At 63.6% G+C, this 12,534-nt stretch carries 12 protein-coding genes and 4 pseudogenes; 11 read left to right on the top strand and 5 right to left on the bottom strand.

What is annotated here, in order from left to right:
* Positions 1–24 precede the first annotated feature (24 nt).
* The 4 genes and pseudogenes from A4G99_RS03370 to A4G99_RS03385 all read left to right on the top strand — a co-directional run bounded on the left by A4G99_RS03370 (position 25) and on the right by A4G99_RS03385 (position 3,147).
* A complete protein-coding gene (locus tag A4G99_RS03370; protein ID WP_066139453.1) occupies positions 25–1,044 on the top strand; it encodes a D-isomer specific 2-hydroxyacid dehydrogenase family protein in 1,020 nt (339 codons plus the stop codon).
* A 59-nt stretch (positions 1,045–1,103) separates the two neighbouring features.
* Positions 1,104–2,299: pseudogene (locus tag A4G99_RS03375) on the top strand (AGE family epimerase/isomerase).
* 65 nt (positions 2,300–2,364) lie between these two features.
* A complete protein-coding gene (locus tag A4G99_RS03380) occupies positions 2,365–2,589 on the top strand; it encodes a hypothetical protein (RefSeq protein WP_066139456.1) in 225 nt (74 codons plus the stop codon).
* A 60-nt stretch (positions 2,590–2,649) separates the two neighbouring features.
* Complete coding sequence (locus tag A4G99_RS03385; protein ID WP_066139458.1) at positions 2,650–3,147, top strand: hypothetical protein; 498 nt, start codon at positions 2,650–2,652, stop codon at positions 3,145–3,147.
* Positions 3,148–3,527: 380 nt separating this feature from the next.
* Here A4G99_RS03385 and A4G99_RS03395 read toward each other — a convergent pair whose 3' ends face one another.
* The 3 genes and pseudogenes from A4G99_RS03395 to A4G99_RS29355 all read right to left on the bottom strand — a co-directional run.
* Positions 3,528–4,193: an ABC transporter ATP-binding protein gene (locus A4G99_RS03395; protein WP_066139463.1), complete on the bottom strand. Its 666-nt coding sequence runs from the start codon at positions 4,191–4,193 to the stop codon at positions 3,528–3,530.
* A 10-nt stretch (positions 4,194–4,203) separates the two neighbouring features.
* Positions 4,204–4,626: an FtsX-like permease family protein gene (locus A4G99_RS26865; protein WP_223301694.1), complete on the bottom strand. Its 423-nt coding sequence runs from the start codon at positions 4,624–4,626 to the stop codon at positions 4,204–4,206.
* Between the two features lie 1,081 nt (positions 4,627–5,707).
* Positions 5,708–6,577: pseudogene (locus tag A4G99_RS29355) on the bottom strand (ABC transporter permease); the annotation flags it as partial.
* A gap of 119 nt (positions 6,578–6,696) precedes the next feature.
* On the opposite strand from A4G99_RS29355, the gene A4G99_RS26880 reads away from it, so the two are divergent.
* The 7 genes and pseudogenes from A4G99_RS26880 to A4G99_RS25655 all read left to right on the top strand — a co-directional run bounded on the left by A4G99_RS26880 (position 6,697) and on the right by A4G99_RS25655 (position 10,787).
* Positions 6,697–6,873: a hypothetical protein gene (locus A4G99_RS26880; RefSeq protein WP_223301688.1), complete on the top strand. Its 177-nt coding sequence runs from the start codon at positions 6,697–6,699 to the stop codon at positions 6,871–6,873.
* The gene (locus tag A4G99_RS26885) at positions 6,870–7,256 is read left to right on the top strand and encodes a hypothetical protein (RefSeq protein ID WP_223301689.1); all 387 of its coding nucleotides are present in this window, start codon (positions 6,870–6,872) and stop codon (positions 7,254–7,256) included. Before A4G99_RS26880 ends, A4G99_RS26885 begins: the two co-directional genes overlap by 4 nt.
* Before the next feature lie 186 nt (positions 7,257–7,442).
* Positions 7,443–8,192, top strand: a complete 750-nt coding sequence (locus A4G99_RS03405; protein WP_342764444.1) for a TrmB family transcriptional regulator sugar-binding domain-containing protein — start codon at positions 7,443–7,445, stop codon at positions 8,190–8,192.
* A gap of 22 nt (positions 8,193–8,214) precedes the next feature.
* Positions 8,215–8,537 (top strand): annotated as a pseudogene (locus tag A4G99_RS29360) (TrmB family transcriptional regulator sugar-binding domain-containing protein).
* A gap of 183 nt (positions 8,538–8,720) precedes the next feature.
* Positions 8,721–9,992, top strand: coding sequence for an MFS transporter (locus tag A4G99_RS03410; protein ID WP_066139466.1), 1,272 nt, complete (start codon positions 8,721–8,723; stop codon positions 9,990–9,992).
* Between the two features lie 82 nt (positions 9,993–10,074).
* Complete coding sequence (locus A4G99_RS03415) at positions 10,075–10,620, top strand: DUF2243 domain-containing protein (protein WP_223301690.1); 546 nt, start codon at positions 10,075–10,077, stop codon at positions 10,618–10,620.
* Complete coding sequence (locus tag A4G99_RS25655) at positions 10,614–10,787, top strand: hypothetical protein (RefSeq protein WP_190303677.1); 174 nt, start codon at positions 10,614–10,616, stop codon at positions 10,785–10,787. Before A4G99_RS03415 ends, A4G99_RS25655 begins: the two co-directional genes overlap by 7 nt.
* A gap of 149 nt (positions 10,788–10,936) precedes the next feature.
* On the opposite strand, the gene A4G99_RS03420 is transcribed toward A4G99_RS25655, so the two are convergent.
* Both A4G99_RS03420 and A4G99_RS03425 read right to left on the bottom strand, forming a co-directional pair.
* A complete protein-coding gene (locus A4G99_RS03420) occupies positions 10,937–12,040 on the bottom strand; it encodes a molybdopterin-dependent oxidoreductase (RefSeq protein ID WP_223301691.1) in 1,104 nt (367 codons plus the stop codon).
* Between the two features lie 90 nt (positions 12,041–12,130).
* Positions 12,131–12,534, bottom strand: a pseudogene (locus A4G99_RS03425) (DUF389 domain-containing protein); the annotation flags it as partial.

Consider the following 12,534-nt stretch of genomic DNA (forward strand, 5'->3'; position numbering starts at 1 on the left):
GAAAACCAATTTCAACATCACACAATGACACGCACAATCGTCGTAGACCCGCTGTTCGAGGACGTCTGGCCGCTCGCGGCCGACCACCTGCACCACCTTTGGACCGAATCCGGGGACGAAGTCGAGTTCGTTCGACTCCCCGAGGAGAGAGAAACCGGCCTCGCGGCGGCCGTTTCCTCGCCCGAATCCGTCGAAAAACTCGTCTCGCTCGGCGTGCTGGCGTCCGAGGACGACCTCGCCGAATTCACGAACCTGCGGGAGGCGTTCGTGATGACCGACTCGATGTACAACGCCGACGAGGAACTCTCGGAGTACCTCACCGACCGCGGCGTGACGGTTCACGATCACACGAACGAGGGGTTCTGGAGCGAATCCGTGTCCGAGTTCGGCCTCGGACTCACCATCGACGCGCTTCGCCAAATTCCGCAGAAACACGCGGCGATGGCGGAGAGCCACGAACCGTGGGACATGGACCAACTGGACAACGAAATCCCCGGTGCGCGGGGACACCAGTTCGCCGACGACCCGAACTACGTGAGCGGAACGGTCGCGCGAAAGCGCGTTCGCGTCGCCGGAATCGGCAACATCGGGAGTCGCTACGCGGCGGCGACGGACCACCTCGGCGCGGACGTGGCCGCCTACGACCCGTTCGCGGACGAACCCTGTTTCCACAGCACCGGCGCACGGCAGGTGTACAGCATGGAGGAACTCGTGAGCGACGCCGAAATCTTCGCGCCGACGATTCCGCTGACTCCCGTGACGAAGGGCGTCATCACCGCCGAGCACATCCACGGGCTTCCCGAGGGATCGATCCTCGTGCTCATCACGCGGGCCGGAATCTGCGACATGGACGCCGTCCGGGAGCGCGTGCTCGCCGACGAAATCGTCCTCGCCGCCGACGTGTGGGACGAGGAACCGCTCCCCATCGATGACCCGCTGCTCGACCGCCACAACGTCGTGCACACGCCCCACATCGCGGGGCGGACCCGCGACGCGAACGAGCGCTGGGCCGAACACCTCGACGCGCATTTCGGTTCGGTCTAGCGAAAGCAAAAAGCCAATTCCCCGCCCTCGAAACAAAGAGACGGTCCGAACCACGAACCATGGCAACCCATACTACATTTCACGATTCACAGCGGCTCAGACAGGAGATACTCCGCGTCCTGAACTTCTACTATCCCGACTGCATCGACACCCGCTACGGTGGATACATCGCGCAACTGGACGAGCGAGACGGGTTCGTCTACGACGGCCACACGAAACACCTCGTCGCCACCGCGCGCGCGGTTCACAATTTCAGCGTCGGCGCGCTCCTCGACGGACCGGTCTGGTGTCGGACGGCGGCCGAACACGGACTCGCCTTCCTCTCGAATCACCAGTGGGACGCCGAGAACGGCGGGTACGATTGGCTCCTCGAAGGTCGGGAAACGGTGGACGACACGCGGTTCTGCTGCGGTGACGCGTTCGTCGTTCTCGCCAGCGCGCGGGCGCTCGAAGCCGGAATTCCGGGTGCGGAAGCCGAACTCGAACGGGGCGTCGAAACCATCGACCGTCACTTCTGGGAACCCGAACACGGGATGTACGCCGACCGCGCCGACGGGGAGTGGAACGAAGTCGTCCCGTACCGCGGGTTGAACGCGAACATGCACACCTGCGAGGCGATGCTCGTGGCCTACGAGGTCACCGGAAACCCCGACTACCTCGACCGGGCGTACTCCATTGCGGAGGGAATCGTCCGCGACCTCGCGGCCGAAACGGACGGCAAGTTGTGGGAGCACTACGATTCGAACTGGGCGCACGACATGGCCTACAACGAGGACCAACCGCGCCACCAGTTCCGCCCGTGGGGCTACCAACCGGGCCACCACCTGGAGTGGTCGAAACTCCTCTCGCACCTCGCCGAGTTCAGGGACGAGAACTGGATTCGGACCTCGGCGCGCGACCTGTTCGACCACGCGGTCGAAATGGGCTGGGACGACGAGAACGGCGGGTTCTACTATACCGTGGAGGCGGACGGGACGCCCGTCGTCGCGGACAAATACGGCTGGGCGGTCACGGAGGGTATCGGGGCGGCGGCCCGCCTCGGGGGGACCGACGGACGGAGTATCTGGACTGGTACGACCGACTGTGGGAGTACGCCCGGGAGAACTTCGTCAATCCCAAACACGGCAACTGGTTCGAGCGACTGAACCGGACGAACGACCGCGACGACCCGAACCGCGGCGTCGCGGTCGAACCGGGCTACCACCCCATCAGCAACATGTTCGCCGCGATGGACGTTGTGCGTCGTTCGGGTTAGTTTACCCTCGTTTTCGCTGCCGACGCGCGAGTGGGTTTATCATGTTGGATGACGACTAGGAACGTATGCGTTCCATTCGCCTTACACGCGCGTTGAGTCGTGCTCGTCACGCCGCCATCGGTGCCGCCATCGGCGGCGCTATCGGCGGCTTCATCAGCAAAAACGCGGCAAGTACCGGCGGCGCACTCGGTGCCTTCGCCGGTGCGACGATCGGAGAGACGCGGGTAACCGCCCGCTCGCGCATCGATCAGGTCAAAGAACGGAGGAACCCGGAACAGGCGGAACAGTAACGGCCGGAACACCAACGGCCAGTCCCAAACGGTTTCCCCCGGACGCCCGAACGAGTTCGTATGGGCCGGGAAGACGACGTCGCGCTGTCTGTCGCGGAGTTCGTGGACTACTGTGAGACGCAGGCGGGGTTGCTGATGGGAAACGTCGAAACGATGACGACGGAAGCCGACGCGTTGCTGGACGACATCGACGACAGAGTGTCGGAGGTGCGCGCTCGGTTGGAAGACAGCCCCGAGGACGTCGAAACGGCGGAGCACCCGCCATCGACGGATGGTCCCGAAAGAGAAGTCGATACCGCGGCGGTGACCGAACTGGAGCGTGAAATCGAAGAGACGCAGGCCGTCGTGGAAGCCAAGCGCGCACGGATCGTGGCGTTTCGGGAGTTAGCGGACGGCTACGGGTCCCTCGCCGATGACCTCCGCTCCGAGGTGGACGACGGACGCGAAGCGTTGGACCGTGTCGTCCGGTTCGAGGCCGACGCGGACGCGCCGGTGTACTTCGACGACCGACAGACGGTGTACGAGGCCGCTACGTCGGAGGAATCGAGGGACAAGTAACCGTCCGCGGTCACGCGAACGGTTTCCGATGCGAGAGCGTCGTCGAGCGGACGAATTCTCGCGAGGAGTTCATATTTATTTTGTGAACCTAATAGAAGGATAAAAGCTGGTGGACGAACAAACGTGATGCAATGTCGCTACACAACCAACGGCAATACAATGGTTATTTTCCAAGTCGGCGACACAAGTACGTAGCGATCGCCACGTTCGCCGTCGTTGGGTTTTGGGGCTACTGGTCATTTGTGCGCGGCGTCGTCTTCGCAACGATGTATGTCGTTGCGTTCGGTCTGTTCGGGATTTTGTTCGTACTACTCTGGGAGTGATCGACGGCAGTCGGGGCGAGCGGAACGCGAGTCCCCAACGCGTCGAATAACACCCTCTCAGGCGACTTCGGTCCGGATTTTCCCGTCCTCCAACCGAACGACCGTGTCGAACCGCGGTTGCAGTTGCATGTCGTGGCTGATGACGACGAGCGCGGTTTCGGCCGTTTCCTGCAGTCGGAACAATAGATCGAGCACCTGCGTGGTCGTGTCGGGGTCGAGTTGGCCAGTCGGTTCGTCGGCGAGCACGATGGCGGGGTGGTTCGCCAGCGCGCGGGCGATGGCCACGCGCTGTTTTTCCCCGCCCGAGAGCGTCGCGGGATACTGGTCCGCGCGGTCCTCGATTTCGAGTCTGGAAAAGAGCGTTTCGAGCCATTCCTCGTCCCGCGTTCCGGTGTGGTCCTGCGGGAGGGCGGCGTTCTCCCACGCGGTCAAATCCTCGATGAGCTGAAAGTCCTGAAAGATGAAGCCGAGCGTCTCACGGCGCAACTTGGCGCGTTTTCGTTCGGGAAGTTCGGCGGTGTCCTCGCCGCGGATGCTGACCGTCCCGCTCGTCGGCGTGTCGAGCAGGCCGAGTACGTTGAACAGCGTCGTCTTCCCCGCCCCGCTCGGCCCCTGTACGAGGAGTTGGGCGTCCGTCGGAATCGACATCGACACGTCCTCGATAACGTCCCGTCCCCCCCGAGCGACACGGACTGAATCCGCGTCCAGCACGGTTTCGGTCATGGTATCACCCCTACAATCGTTCCCCCCAACTTTCTTCCGGTTCGATGGGGGTCGTTCCGCGCTGAACCGCCGTCGGTTCGGAGACGAGGTAGGGCATCGCCGCGATGAGGACGCTCAGACACATCAACACCAGTGCGCTCCCGGCCGCGAGCAGGAGAATCGGGAGCGGAATCTGCGGCGAGAGTCGGACGCCGAAGACGGTGAACAACCCGGCGAGTGCGAGGAGTCGTAACGTCAACAGCGCGGCGATGATGGCGACGATGATGGCCGGAATCGAGAGACGACAAGCGTCGGTGAGCAGGATTCGAACCAACCGCAACCGGTTCGCGCCGGTCGCTCGATAGACGCCGACGGCGCGGCGGCGCGCGTGGACGGCTTGCGCGAACGTCGCCGTCGTCCCGCCGACAGCGGTCAATCCGGCCAGCACGACCATCACCAGCAAGAGGAGGTTGAAGTTCCCGAACACGCCGCGGACCGCCCCGCCGATTCCGGATCCGCTGGAGTAGTCGGTGTTTCGGGCGAGCGTCGAGAACGTGGGCGTCGCCGTGGACGGTGAACGAATCCGTCGCAATCGTTCGGCCGTCGGTGACCACTCGAACCGAGTAGTTACCCGGCGACAACATATCGTTCGAGTCGGATGCGGCCGTTCCGGAAGCGTCGGCGGACCCCCCGAGTTGCCTCGTCGTGACGACCGACTCGTAGGGTGGAATCGAAACCTCCCGCGACACCGTGGTCGTCCGCGTGACGAGCGAGATGTTTCGCGTGATCGGTTGACTCCACGGATTGAACAGGACGATATTCGCGGTCGGGTGTGACATGGTGCTCACGTCCGTCGAGGTGACGTCGACGGTTCCCATGGGCGAACGTGCCGCACCCGAAGCGACGGTAATCGACGACTTGTTCACCCGATTTCCCTTCTCGACGGTCAGATTGTAGGTGCCTTCCCGACCCGGCAGATGGACGAGCGCGATACCGTCCTCGTTCGTGGTCGTGGTTCGGTCCCCGATTCGAACCGTCGCACCCGAGACGTTCGCGCCGCTTTCCGTTCGAACAGGTACCGCCATCGTTCCGTTTGGCGGTGCCTGTGACGGCAGGGAAGGAACCGCCAACGGAGAATGACGGTACACGTCCACGGACTGCGTGTACGACCCGACTCGAAGCGTCTGACTTCCGACCGTCGAGGCCGAGACGTTCATCCGTACCGTCCGCCGCTCACCGCCGTCGAGCGTGACGGTTCGGGATTTCGAGGTGGAACCGAATCTGGCCGTCAGCGTCCGGGTTTGTGCCGTCGAGCGGGCGTTCCTGATATCGATTCTGACCGGTATTCGATGTCCGCGAATGGCGGAACTGGGAGCGGAAACGCCGCTGACGATGACGTCGGGAGCGTCCGATTGGGACCGCGAGAGACGCGAACCCTCCCCCTTCGTCCGGATGAACTGGACGGTTCCGGGGTCCGTCGAGAGGTCGTGTGCGGTCGAGAGCGGCACGATCAGTTGGTCGTCCCCTATCCCATCCGCCGTGAACTCCCCGGTTATCGTGACCTGCGTGAACGCGGGCGAGGACGCACCGCCGAGGGTGACCGAGTCACCGACTCCGAGACCCAACGTTCGCGCGAGGTCGCGGCCGATGACGGCTTCGTACTTGTGTTTCGGCGGACGACCCGCGACGAGAGTAGCGTCCGACACCGCCGCGAACGACCGCCAGTCCGCCCCGCGTGCCAAGTACGGTTGCCCGTTCCGGACCTGGACGACGATGATTTCGGGACTGGCCTTCACGCCCTGGTCCCGGAGCAAGTCCGCGTATCCGGCGTCGATCCTGCTCGCCATCGGGTACGGCGCGCCGGGTTCGGTTATCGTCCCGCCAGACGTCTTCGCGAGCGGCGCGAGGACGCCCACCAGCGACCCGACGAGGAGGACCACGAGGACGAAAATCGTGAGTATCGTCGCCGCCGGAACGACCGCCCGCCAGCGGAGGACGGTCGTATCGACCAGCGTTCGCAATCGCTGCATCGGCCGTTTACCGGTTCGTTTCGGCTTCGAAACCGGAGTGTACGCCTGTTTGAGGCGGGACGGAGGCGTGATCGTCGCCGGGCGAACCGCGAGAACGCCCGCGCCGGAACCGGCGAACAACAGGACGGCGAGACCCGGAACGATGATGCGGAGCACGGCCGGACTCACCGTCGGCGCGAGCGAAATCCGGAGACCGACGATGATCGCGGCGTTGACGACAGCGCTGGTGACGATGACGCCGAGCGCGTAGCCGAGCGCGATTCCGACCACCGTGAGCAAGCCTGCACGGACGCCGAAGGTCACCAACAGTCTCCGCGGCGTTCCTCCCGTCGCACGGACGACTTCGATGGCGTCCAGTCGGTCGCGAACGCTCATTCGGGTGACGTTGTAGACGACCACGAGGACGAGGAACGCCGCCGCCGAGGACGGCCAACCCCAACAGGGAAACCACGCCCTGCATTCCGGCGATGAAGTACCGATAGAGTCCGGGCGTGATGATCCTCGTTCCCGAACGAAGCCGATCCCCCCCGTTCGACGCGGACGTCGTGTGGACGACGTACGCGTCCGTCGTTCCCAACGACCGGACCGTGGCTGGCTTGCCGATGTACCACGAATGCGGGAAGACGGACTTTTCGGTCGAAGTCGGGGCGACCGAAACGGTCTCGGTGTGATTGGTTCCGACGAAGCGTTGCTGGGTCCGGTCCCCGACCGGACCGGCGAACGTCGCGTTCGACGGTGGCTGTGGAAACCGCGCCTCCCGCCACGAGACGGAGACCTTTTTCAGAACGGTCGGCGCGTCCGGTGGCACGCCGACGACGTACTCGGTCGTCCCGTTCCGCTTCACGGCGGCGACTGGGAGTACGATGTCGTCGTCGTTCGTGGCCGCGGCATCCGCCGCGGCCACCGAATCATAGTGAGTGACGTCCATCGAGTCGTTGAACCCCGACGAAATCGCCGAGGTCTGGGTGTTCGCGGCGACCAGCAAGAGCGTCGTCCCGACGAGAAAGGCGGTCGCTACCGCGATGATGACGATGGTCAGTCTGTCACGACGTGACCACTGCGTACAGAGTTTCCACCGATACCCCATTCGAAATCCGTCGTTCGTGGTGTTATCCCGAGCGCAAAGGGTATTGGCTGCCTACGAATCGGAAACGGGTTCGTATCGATTCGTCGCCCGTGTCAGCCCTCGACAACTACTGCATCAACGAGTGTTTTACGTGGTTCTCACCGATTGTGGGGTATGGACACCGGCGAACTCAAAGCGGTCCTCGAAAGTGCGGGGTTGTCCCAGTATCAGGCGAACGCGTACGTGACCCTCCTCGAACACGGGTCGGCGTCCGCCAGCGACCTCGCCGACGCCAGCGGCGTTCCGGGACCGCGAATCTACGACGTGCTGCGGGATTTGGAGGACGAGGGGTACGTGGTAACCTACGAGCAGGACCGACTGTATGCGCGGGCGACCGACCCGGAGGAGGCGCTTTCGGGATTACGGGCGCAGATCAACCAGTACGAAACCGCCGTCGATGAGATTCAGCATCGATGGCAGGAACCGGACTCGAACGACCACGAGATCACGCTCATCCGGCGATTTCGAACGGTGTTGGACCGCGCTCGTGCCGACATCGAGAGCGCCGAGCGACACGTCCAACTCGCCGTCGCGCCGGAGCAGTTCATCGAACTGCGGCCGCTCCTCGCCGACGCCCACGACCGCGGCGTCTACATCCAAATCTCGCTCTACGTTCCGCCGGACGAGGACCTGCCGTTCGAGGAATCGGCCTTCGAGGGAACGTGCACCGAGGCGCGCCGCCGCGAACTCCAGAACGCGTTTTTCCTGCTGACCGACCGGACGCGACTCTGCTTTGCGCCACACGTCGATTCGTCGCGGGAGTACGGGGTGCTCGCCCAGGACCGGGACACGGCGTACGTGTTCCACTGGTTCTTCCTGACGTGCCTGTGGGAAGTGTACCCGCCCATCCACGTTCGACCGTGACGACGGGCCGCCGTTCGTCTTCGTGGCGATACGCGAATGCATCCGGTTCATCGAACCGTTGCTGTCCGATGGTGCCACGATTGCCGCCAGTGTTGAAGGTTACCACACCGGGTCGGGTCGGGAACGAACCCTTTCGGGGACGATTACGGGCGTCGATATTACAGGAGAAGGTGACCGCGACGGTCCGATAACGCTCGCCCAACTGGCGGGGCGGGCATCGTTCGTCCTCGAACCGACGAGGGTAGCTTCACCATCGGCGGCGAAGGGGCGGTGATCGAGGATATCGGCGCTGATCGGATCACCATCGAAGCGATCGACGGGGTGGCGAGCGAGAGCGAACCATGAGGTTTCGGAAAAATTCGAGAGATATCCGCAGGATACAGAATGGAGAGTCCAGGCTCTCCAAGTACAACGACAGTAGTTAGAAAAATTGACAAAATATATCCCTTCTCGTATAGTGCGTTTCTCGTGATGGAACGGGTAGCAACTATCGACGAGTGCGTTTTGGGCGGTTCGGAGTGGAGTTGAATGGATAACCCGGGGGAGAAATCCCAAGCCGGGACGGGTGTTCTGGCGAGATTCGGCGGCGAGTTCGACGGGCGAAAAGCACGGTTTCAGCTGTTGTTCTTCGTGCAGTTCGCGGCCGGGTCCGGCATCATCGTCTTTCGGAACGTCTACCTCGACGGGATGGGCATGTCGGGAGCCGAAATGGGGGTGATCGGTTTCCTCATGCTGGCGACCGGGGTCGCGGTGCAACCGCTGTGGGGCCTCGTCACCGACTACTGGCACATCGAGCGCGCGATTCTCGTCGTCGGGGCGCTCGTCTCCGCGGTCGCCCTGTTGACCTATCCGTTCGGGGCGAGCCTGACGGACCCGTTCACGATCATCGCCGTCGGGACGGCCGTTTTCTCGGCGTTCCGAGCGCCCATCGTCCCCATCGCGACCGGGATGGTTCTCTCCCGAGGGTACGACTTCGGGCATATTCGGAGCTTCGGGTCCCTCGCGTTCGGTATCGGGAGTCTCGGAGTCGGGTTGGTGGTTGCGGCGGCCGGACTCGTCTCGATAGTGTACATCTACATCGGCGGAATGGTCGTCCTGATGGCAGTCGCGTGGTCCCTGTCGGACGGGTCGGCGGCCCCCGGCGACGCGGACGATGACACCGACGACCCGTCGATAGCCCGTGCGGTGAAAGCGCTCGTGACGAACTGGAACTTCATGGTCGTCGTCACGGCCATGTTCCTGTTCCGACTGTCGTTCATGGGCGGCGAAGCGTTCCTCTCGGTGTACATGCGAGCGGTGCACGCGAGCCTCGTCGTCGGCCCGTGGTCGCTGTCGCCGGACGGCCTGACCGGCCTCGTGTGGGCGTTAAACACGGGGTTAGAGGCGGGTGCGTTCGTCTACGCTGCCCGTCTCGGCCTCTCGTATAAATGGCTGCTCGTGTTCGGTGGCACGATGGTCGGAATTCCGAACGTCGTCTACGGGGTGACGACCGACCCGTTGCTGATCCTCGCGGTACAGGCGTTCGGCGGAATCGGCTTCGCCCTGCTCAGCCTCGGTGCAGTGAATCTCGTTCACGCAGTCGCCGCGGAGCGGATACAATCGAGCGCCCAGACGTTTCTCAGCGGGTTGAGTCTCGGACTGGGGGGCGCAATCGGTCAGGTGATCGCCGGGCACCTCCTCGACACCGTCGGCGTGCAGGAAATGTACCTCGTCATCGCCGTCGTCGGCTTCCTCGGTGCCGCCGTCGGTCTGCTCGTCACCCATCGCGGTCGGTTGAATGCGAGCGAGGCCGCGGCGTAACCGGCGACAGGATTGGTTCCCCCTTGAACGACCTGCAAGGATAGCCCGGTCGGCTAAGGAAGACGGTGCCGATTCGAGAACAATGAGTCACCGTCGAACGACCGAAGCGGAGCAGTCCGGGACGATGGACGACGGAGTGCCGCGGCGAGCGCTCGTCGCGGCGGGAATCGTCGGGTTCGGATTCAGCGGACTCATCGACGTGTTGTTGCTCCACCTGGTTTTGCAGTGGCACCACCTGCTCTCGGGCCTGTATCCGCAGACGACCATGTCCGGGCTTCGAACGTTCGTCCTCGCGGACGGCGTCTTCTCGATCGCCATGGTCGTTATCATGGGAATTGGGGGCGGACTCCTCTGGAAAGCCGAGCGGCGTGCGGCGAGTCCGTTACCCGTCCGACCGATTCTCGGGTCCATCCTCGTCGGCCTCGGCGCGTTCGACCTCTACGACGCGCTCGTGGACCACATCCTGTTGGGACTTCACCAACCGCTCTCGCAAGGCGGGGCGTACAACCCACACTGGATCGTCGTCAGCCTGCTCTTCATCGGCGCCGTTGGTACGTCTACCGAACGCGCTCGTCCGAGACGCACGAATCGCCCTCGGAGAACGTCTGATCGGAATCCACGATGGTAGTTCAACCGCTACAACCGATTCCGCTTCACGCGGTTCCATCGTCGCCGCCCACGCCGGTCCCCCACTGGGTCGTGTTGATGGTCGCGGTCCCGCTCCTGTGGGCCGTCATCGCTGGCGGCGTACTGGTGGTCGATGCGATGTTCGAGCGACTAGCCCGAACCGAGTGAGATCACTCCTCCACGGTGACCGAAACCCCGAGCGGGACGTAGGCGTTGTTTCCGTACCCCTTCTCGTTCCACGGATACTTCCCGCCGGAGATTCCGCGGAGCTTTTCGTCCGGCGTCGAGACGGTCGCGGTTGCTCCCGTCCCTCTTCGTCAGTCGCCCGCGAGAGGAGCGTGTGCTGGCCCGGACTCGCGTCCCAGACGTAACGGAACTTCCGGACGGCGTGGCGACCGAGGTCGGACGTCGAACGTCGCTTCGTCCCACGTTTCGCCGCCGTCGACCGATAGTTCGACGCGCTCGACGGCGTCGTCGCCCGCCCACGCGACGCCCGTGATTTCGACTCGCCCGTCCGACGACAGTGTGGCCTCCTCCGCGGGCGACGTGATGAGCGATTTGACGAGTTGGTCGAAGAGGTAGGCGTTCCGTACCTCCTCGGGATTTCGCAGTTGCTCGTACGTACTGAACGTCCCGACCGACTCGTGGCGCTCCGGTTCGTCGTCCTGTGCCGGAACGATCCGATAGGAGGACTGCTGGTACTCCGTGTAGTCGTGACCGTCCCGCGATTCCCACTCCTCGCCCACCACCATCGTCTCCATGACGTGGATTCGATCCACCCATTTCACGCTGTTGTTGCCGAACCAACCGGGGACGAGCAGTCGGAGCGGATAGCCGTGTTCCGACGTCATGGGGTCGCCGTTCATCTCGTAGGCGAGCAGGCAGTCGTCGAGCGCCTTCTCCATCGGTATCGAGCGGCAGAACACGTCCTCTCCCTCCTTGGCTTCGCCACCCATCACGGACAGCCACAGACCCTCGTCGGTCGCGGCGTCGTGGTCGTTCAGCAGGTCCCGCACCGGCGTCCCCGTCCAGATGGCGCTTCCGACCGCGCCGACCGTCCACTGGTCGCCCTCCGCGTCGGGGTCGAAATAGGCCCGCCCGTTCCCCGAACACTCCATCATGTGGACGACCGAATCGGTCGGGTAGTCGTGTCGTATCTCGTCCATCGAGAGTTCGATCCCGTCTTCGACCATCCCGGTCAACGAAACCGTCCAGTCGTCCGCGTCGATGTCCGGCGTTCGATGATGGGTTCGGATGTAGTGTTCCTCGCGCGGCGTCAGATAGCCTTCGAGGTGGCTTCGTGCCGACGTTTCGGCGTTCTCCGGGTCCGCGGTGAGAACGTTCAAACCCGGATATCGCTCGTCCAGCGGCGCGTCCGGACGGTCCGACGGACCGGTTTCGCGTGGATCTTCGGATGGCATCGGTGCGTTCGGATTGGACGAGCGTTCACTCCATCGCTATGCTTGCCAGCGAAAGTCGCTTGCCATCCCATCCGGAAATCGACTACCGGATCAACCGTTCGTCTTCGCGTTCGCCGTTCCGGATTCCGTGTACTCCACGGAGACGTACACGTTTCGTCCCGTCTCGCGCTCGATCCGCCCTTCCAACCGTTTGGGAAGGTCACTGTACCCGGTGTTCGAACTCCTACTGACGTGCACCGTCACGTTCGCCGGTTTCGATTCCCACCCCATGCCGCCGTACCCCGTCTGGACGCCGGACATCGAGAGGTTCGAGTACGCCGGTTGGTTCAACGTCGTCTCCACCTGTTCGTTCGTCGTTCGGCTGAACGAGATGTTCGACGCGGTCAGCGCTCCAGTGCCGACAGTCGCTACGAGGAGGACGAGAAGCGTCGCGTAGACGCGTTCGCTGGCCGGACGGGATCGATTCCCGGAACGAACCGTCCGAATCTCGCCAT

The organism is Haladaptatus sp. R4 (assembly GCF_001625445.1).
GTDB lineage: Archaea > Halobacteriota > Halobacteria > Halobacteriales > Haladaptataceae > Haladaptatus.

Coding starts and splice junctions, on each gene's coding strand:
- A4G99_RS03370 (WP_066139453.1), top strand. CDS start 25: ATGACACGCACAATCGTCGTAGACCCGCTGTTCGAGGACGTCTGGCCG.
- A4G99_RS03380 (WP_066139456.1), top strand. CDS start 2,365: ATGCGTTCCATTCGCCTTACACGCGCGTTGAGTCGTGCTCGTCACGCC.
- A4G99_RS03385 (WP_066139458.1), top strand. CDS start 2,650: ATGGGCCGGGAAGACGACGTCGCGCTGTCTGTCGCGGAGTTCGTGGAC.
- A4G99_RS03395 (WP_066139463.1), bottom strand. CDS start 4,193: ATGACCGAAACCGTGCTGGACGCGGATTCAGTCCGTGTCGCTCGGGGG.
- A4G99_RS26865 (WP_223301694.1), bottom strand. CDS start 4,626: ATGGTCGTGCTGGCCGGATTGACCGCTGTCGGCGGGACGACGGCGACG.
- A4G99_RS26880 (WP_223301688.1), top strand. CDS start 6,697: ATGATCCTCGTTCCCGAACGAAGCCGATCCCCCCCGTTCGACGCGGAC.
- A4G99_RS03405 (WP_342764444.1), top strand. CDS start 7,443: ATGGACACCGGCGAACTCAAAGCGGTCCTCGAAAGTGCGGGGTTGTCC.
- A4G99_RS03410 (WP_066139466.1), top strand. CDS start 8,721: ATGGATAACCCGGGGGAGAAATCCCAAGCCGGGACGGGTGTTCTGGCG.
- A4G99_RS03415 (WP_223301690.1), top strand. CDS start 10,075: ATGAGTCACCGTCGAACGACCGAAGCGGAGCAGTCCGGGACGATGGAC.
- A4G99_RS25655 (WP_190303677.1), top strand. CDS start 10,614: ATGGTAGTTCAACCGCTACAACCGATTCCGCTTCACGCGGTTCCATCG.
- A4G99_RS03420 (WP_223301691.1), bottom strand. CDS start 12,040: ATGCCATCCGAAGATCCACGCGAAACCGGTCCGTCGGACCGTCCGGAC.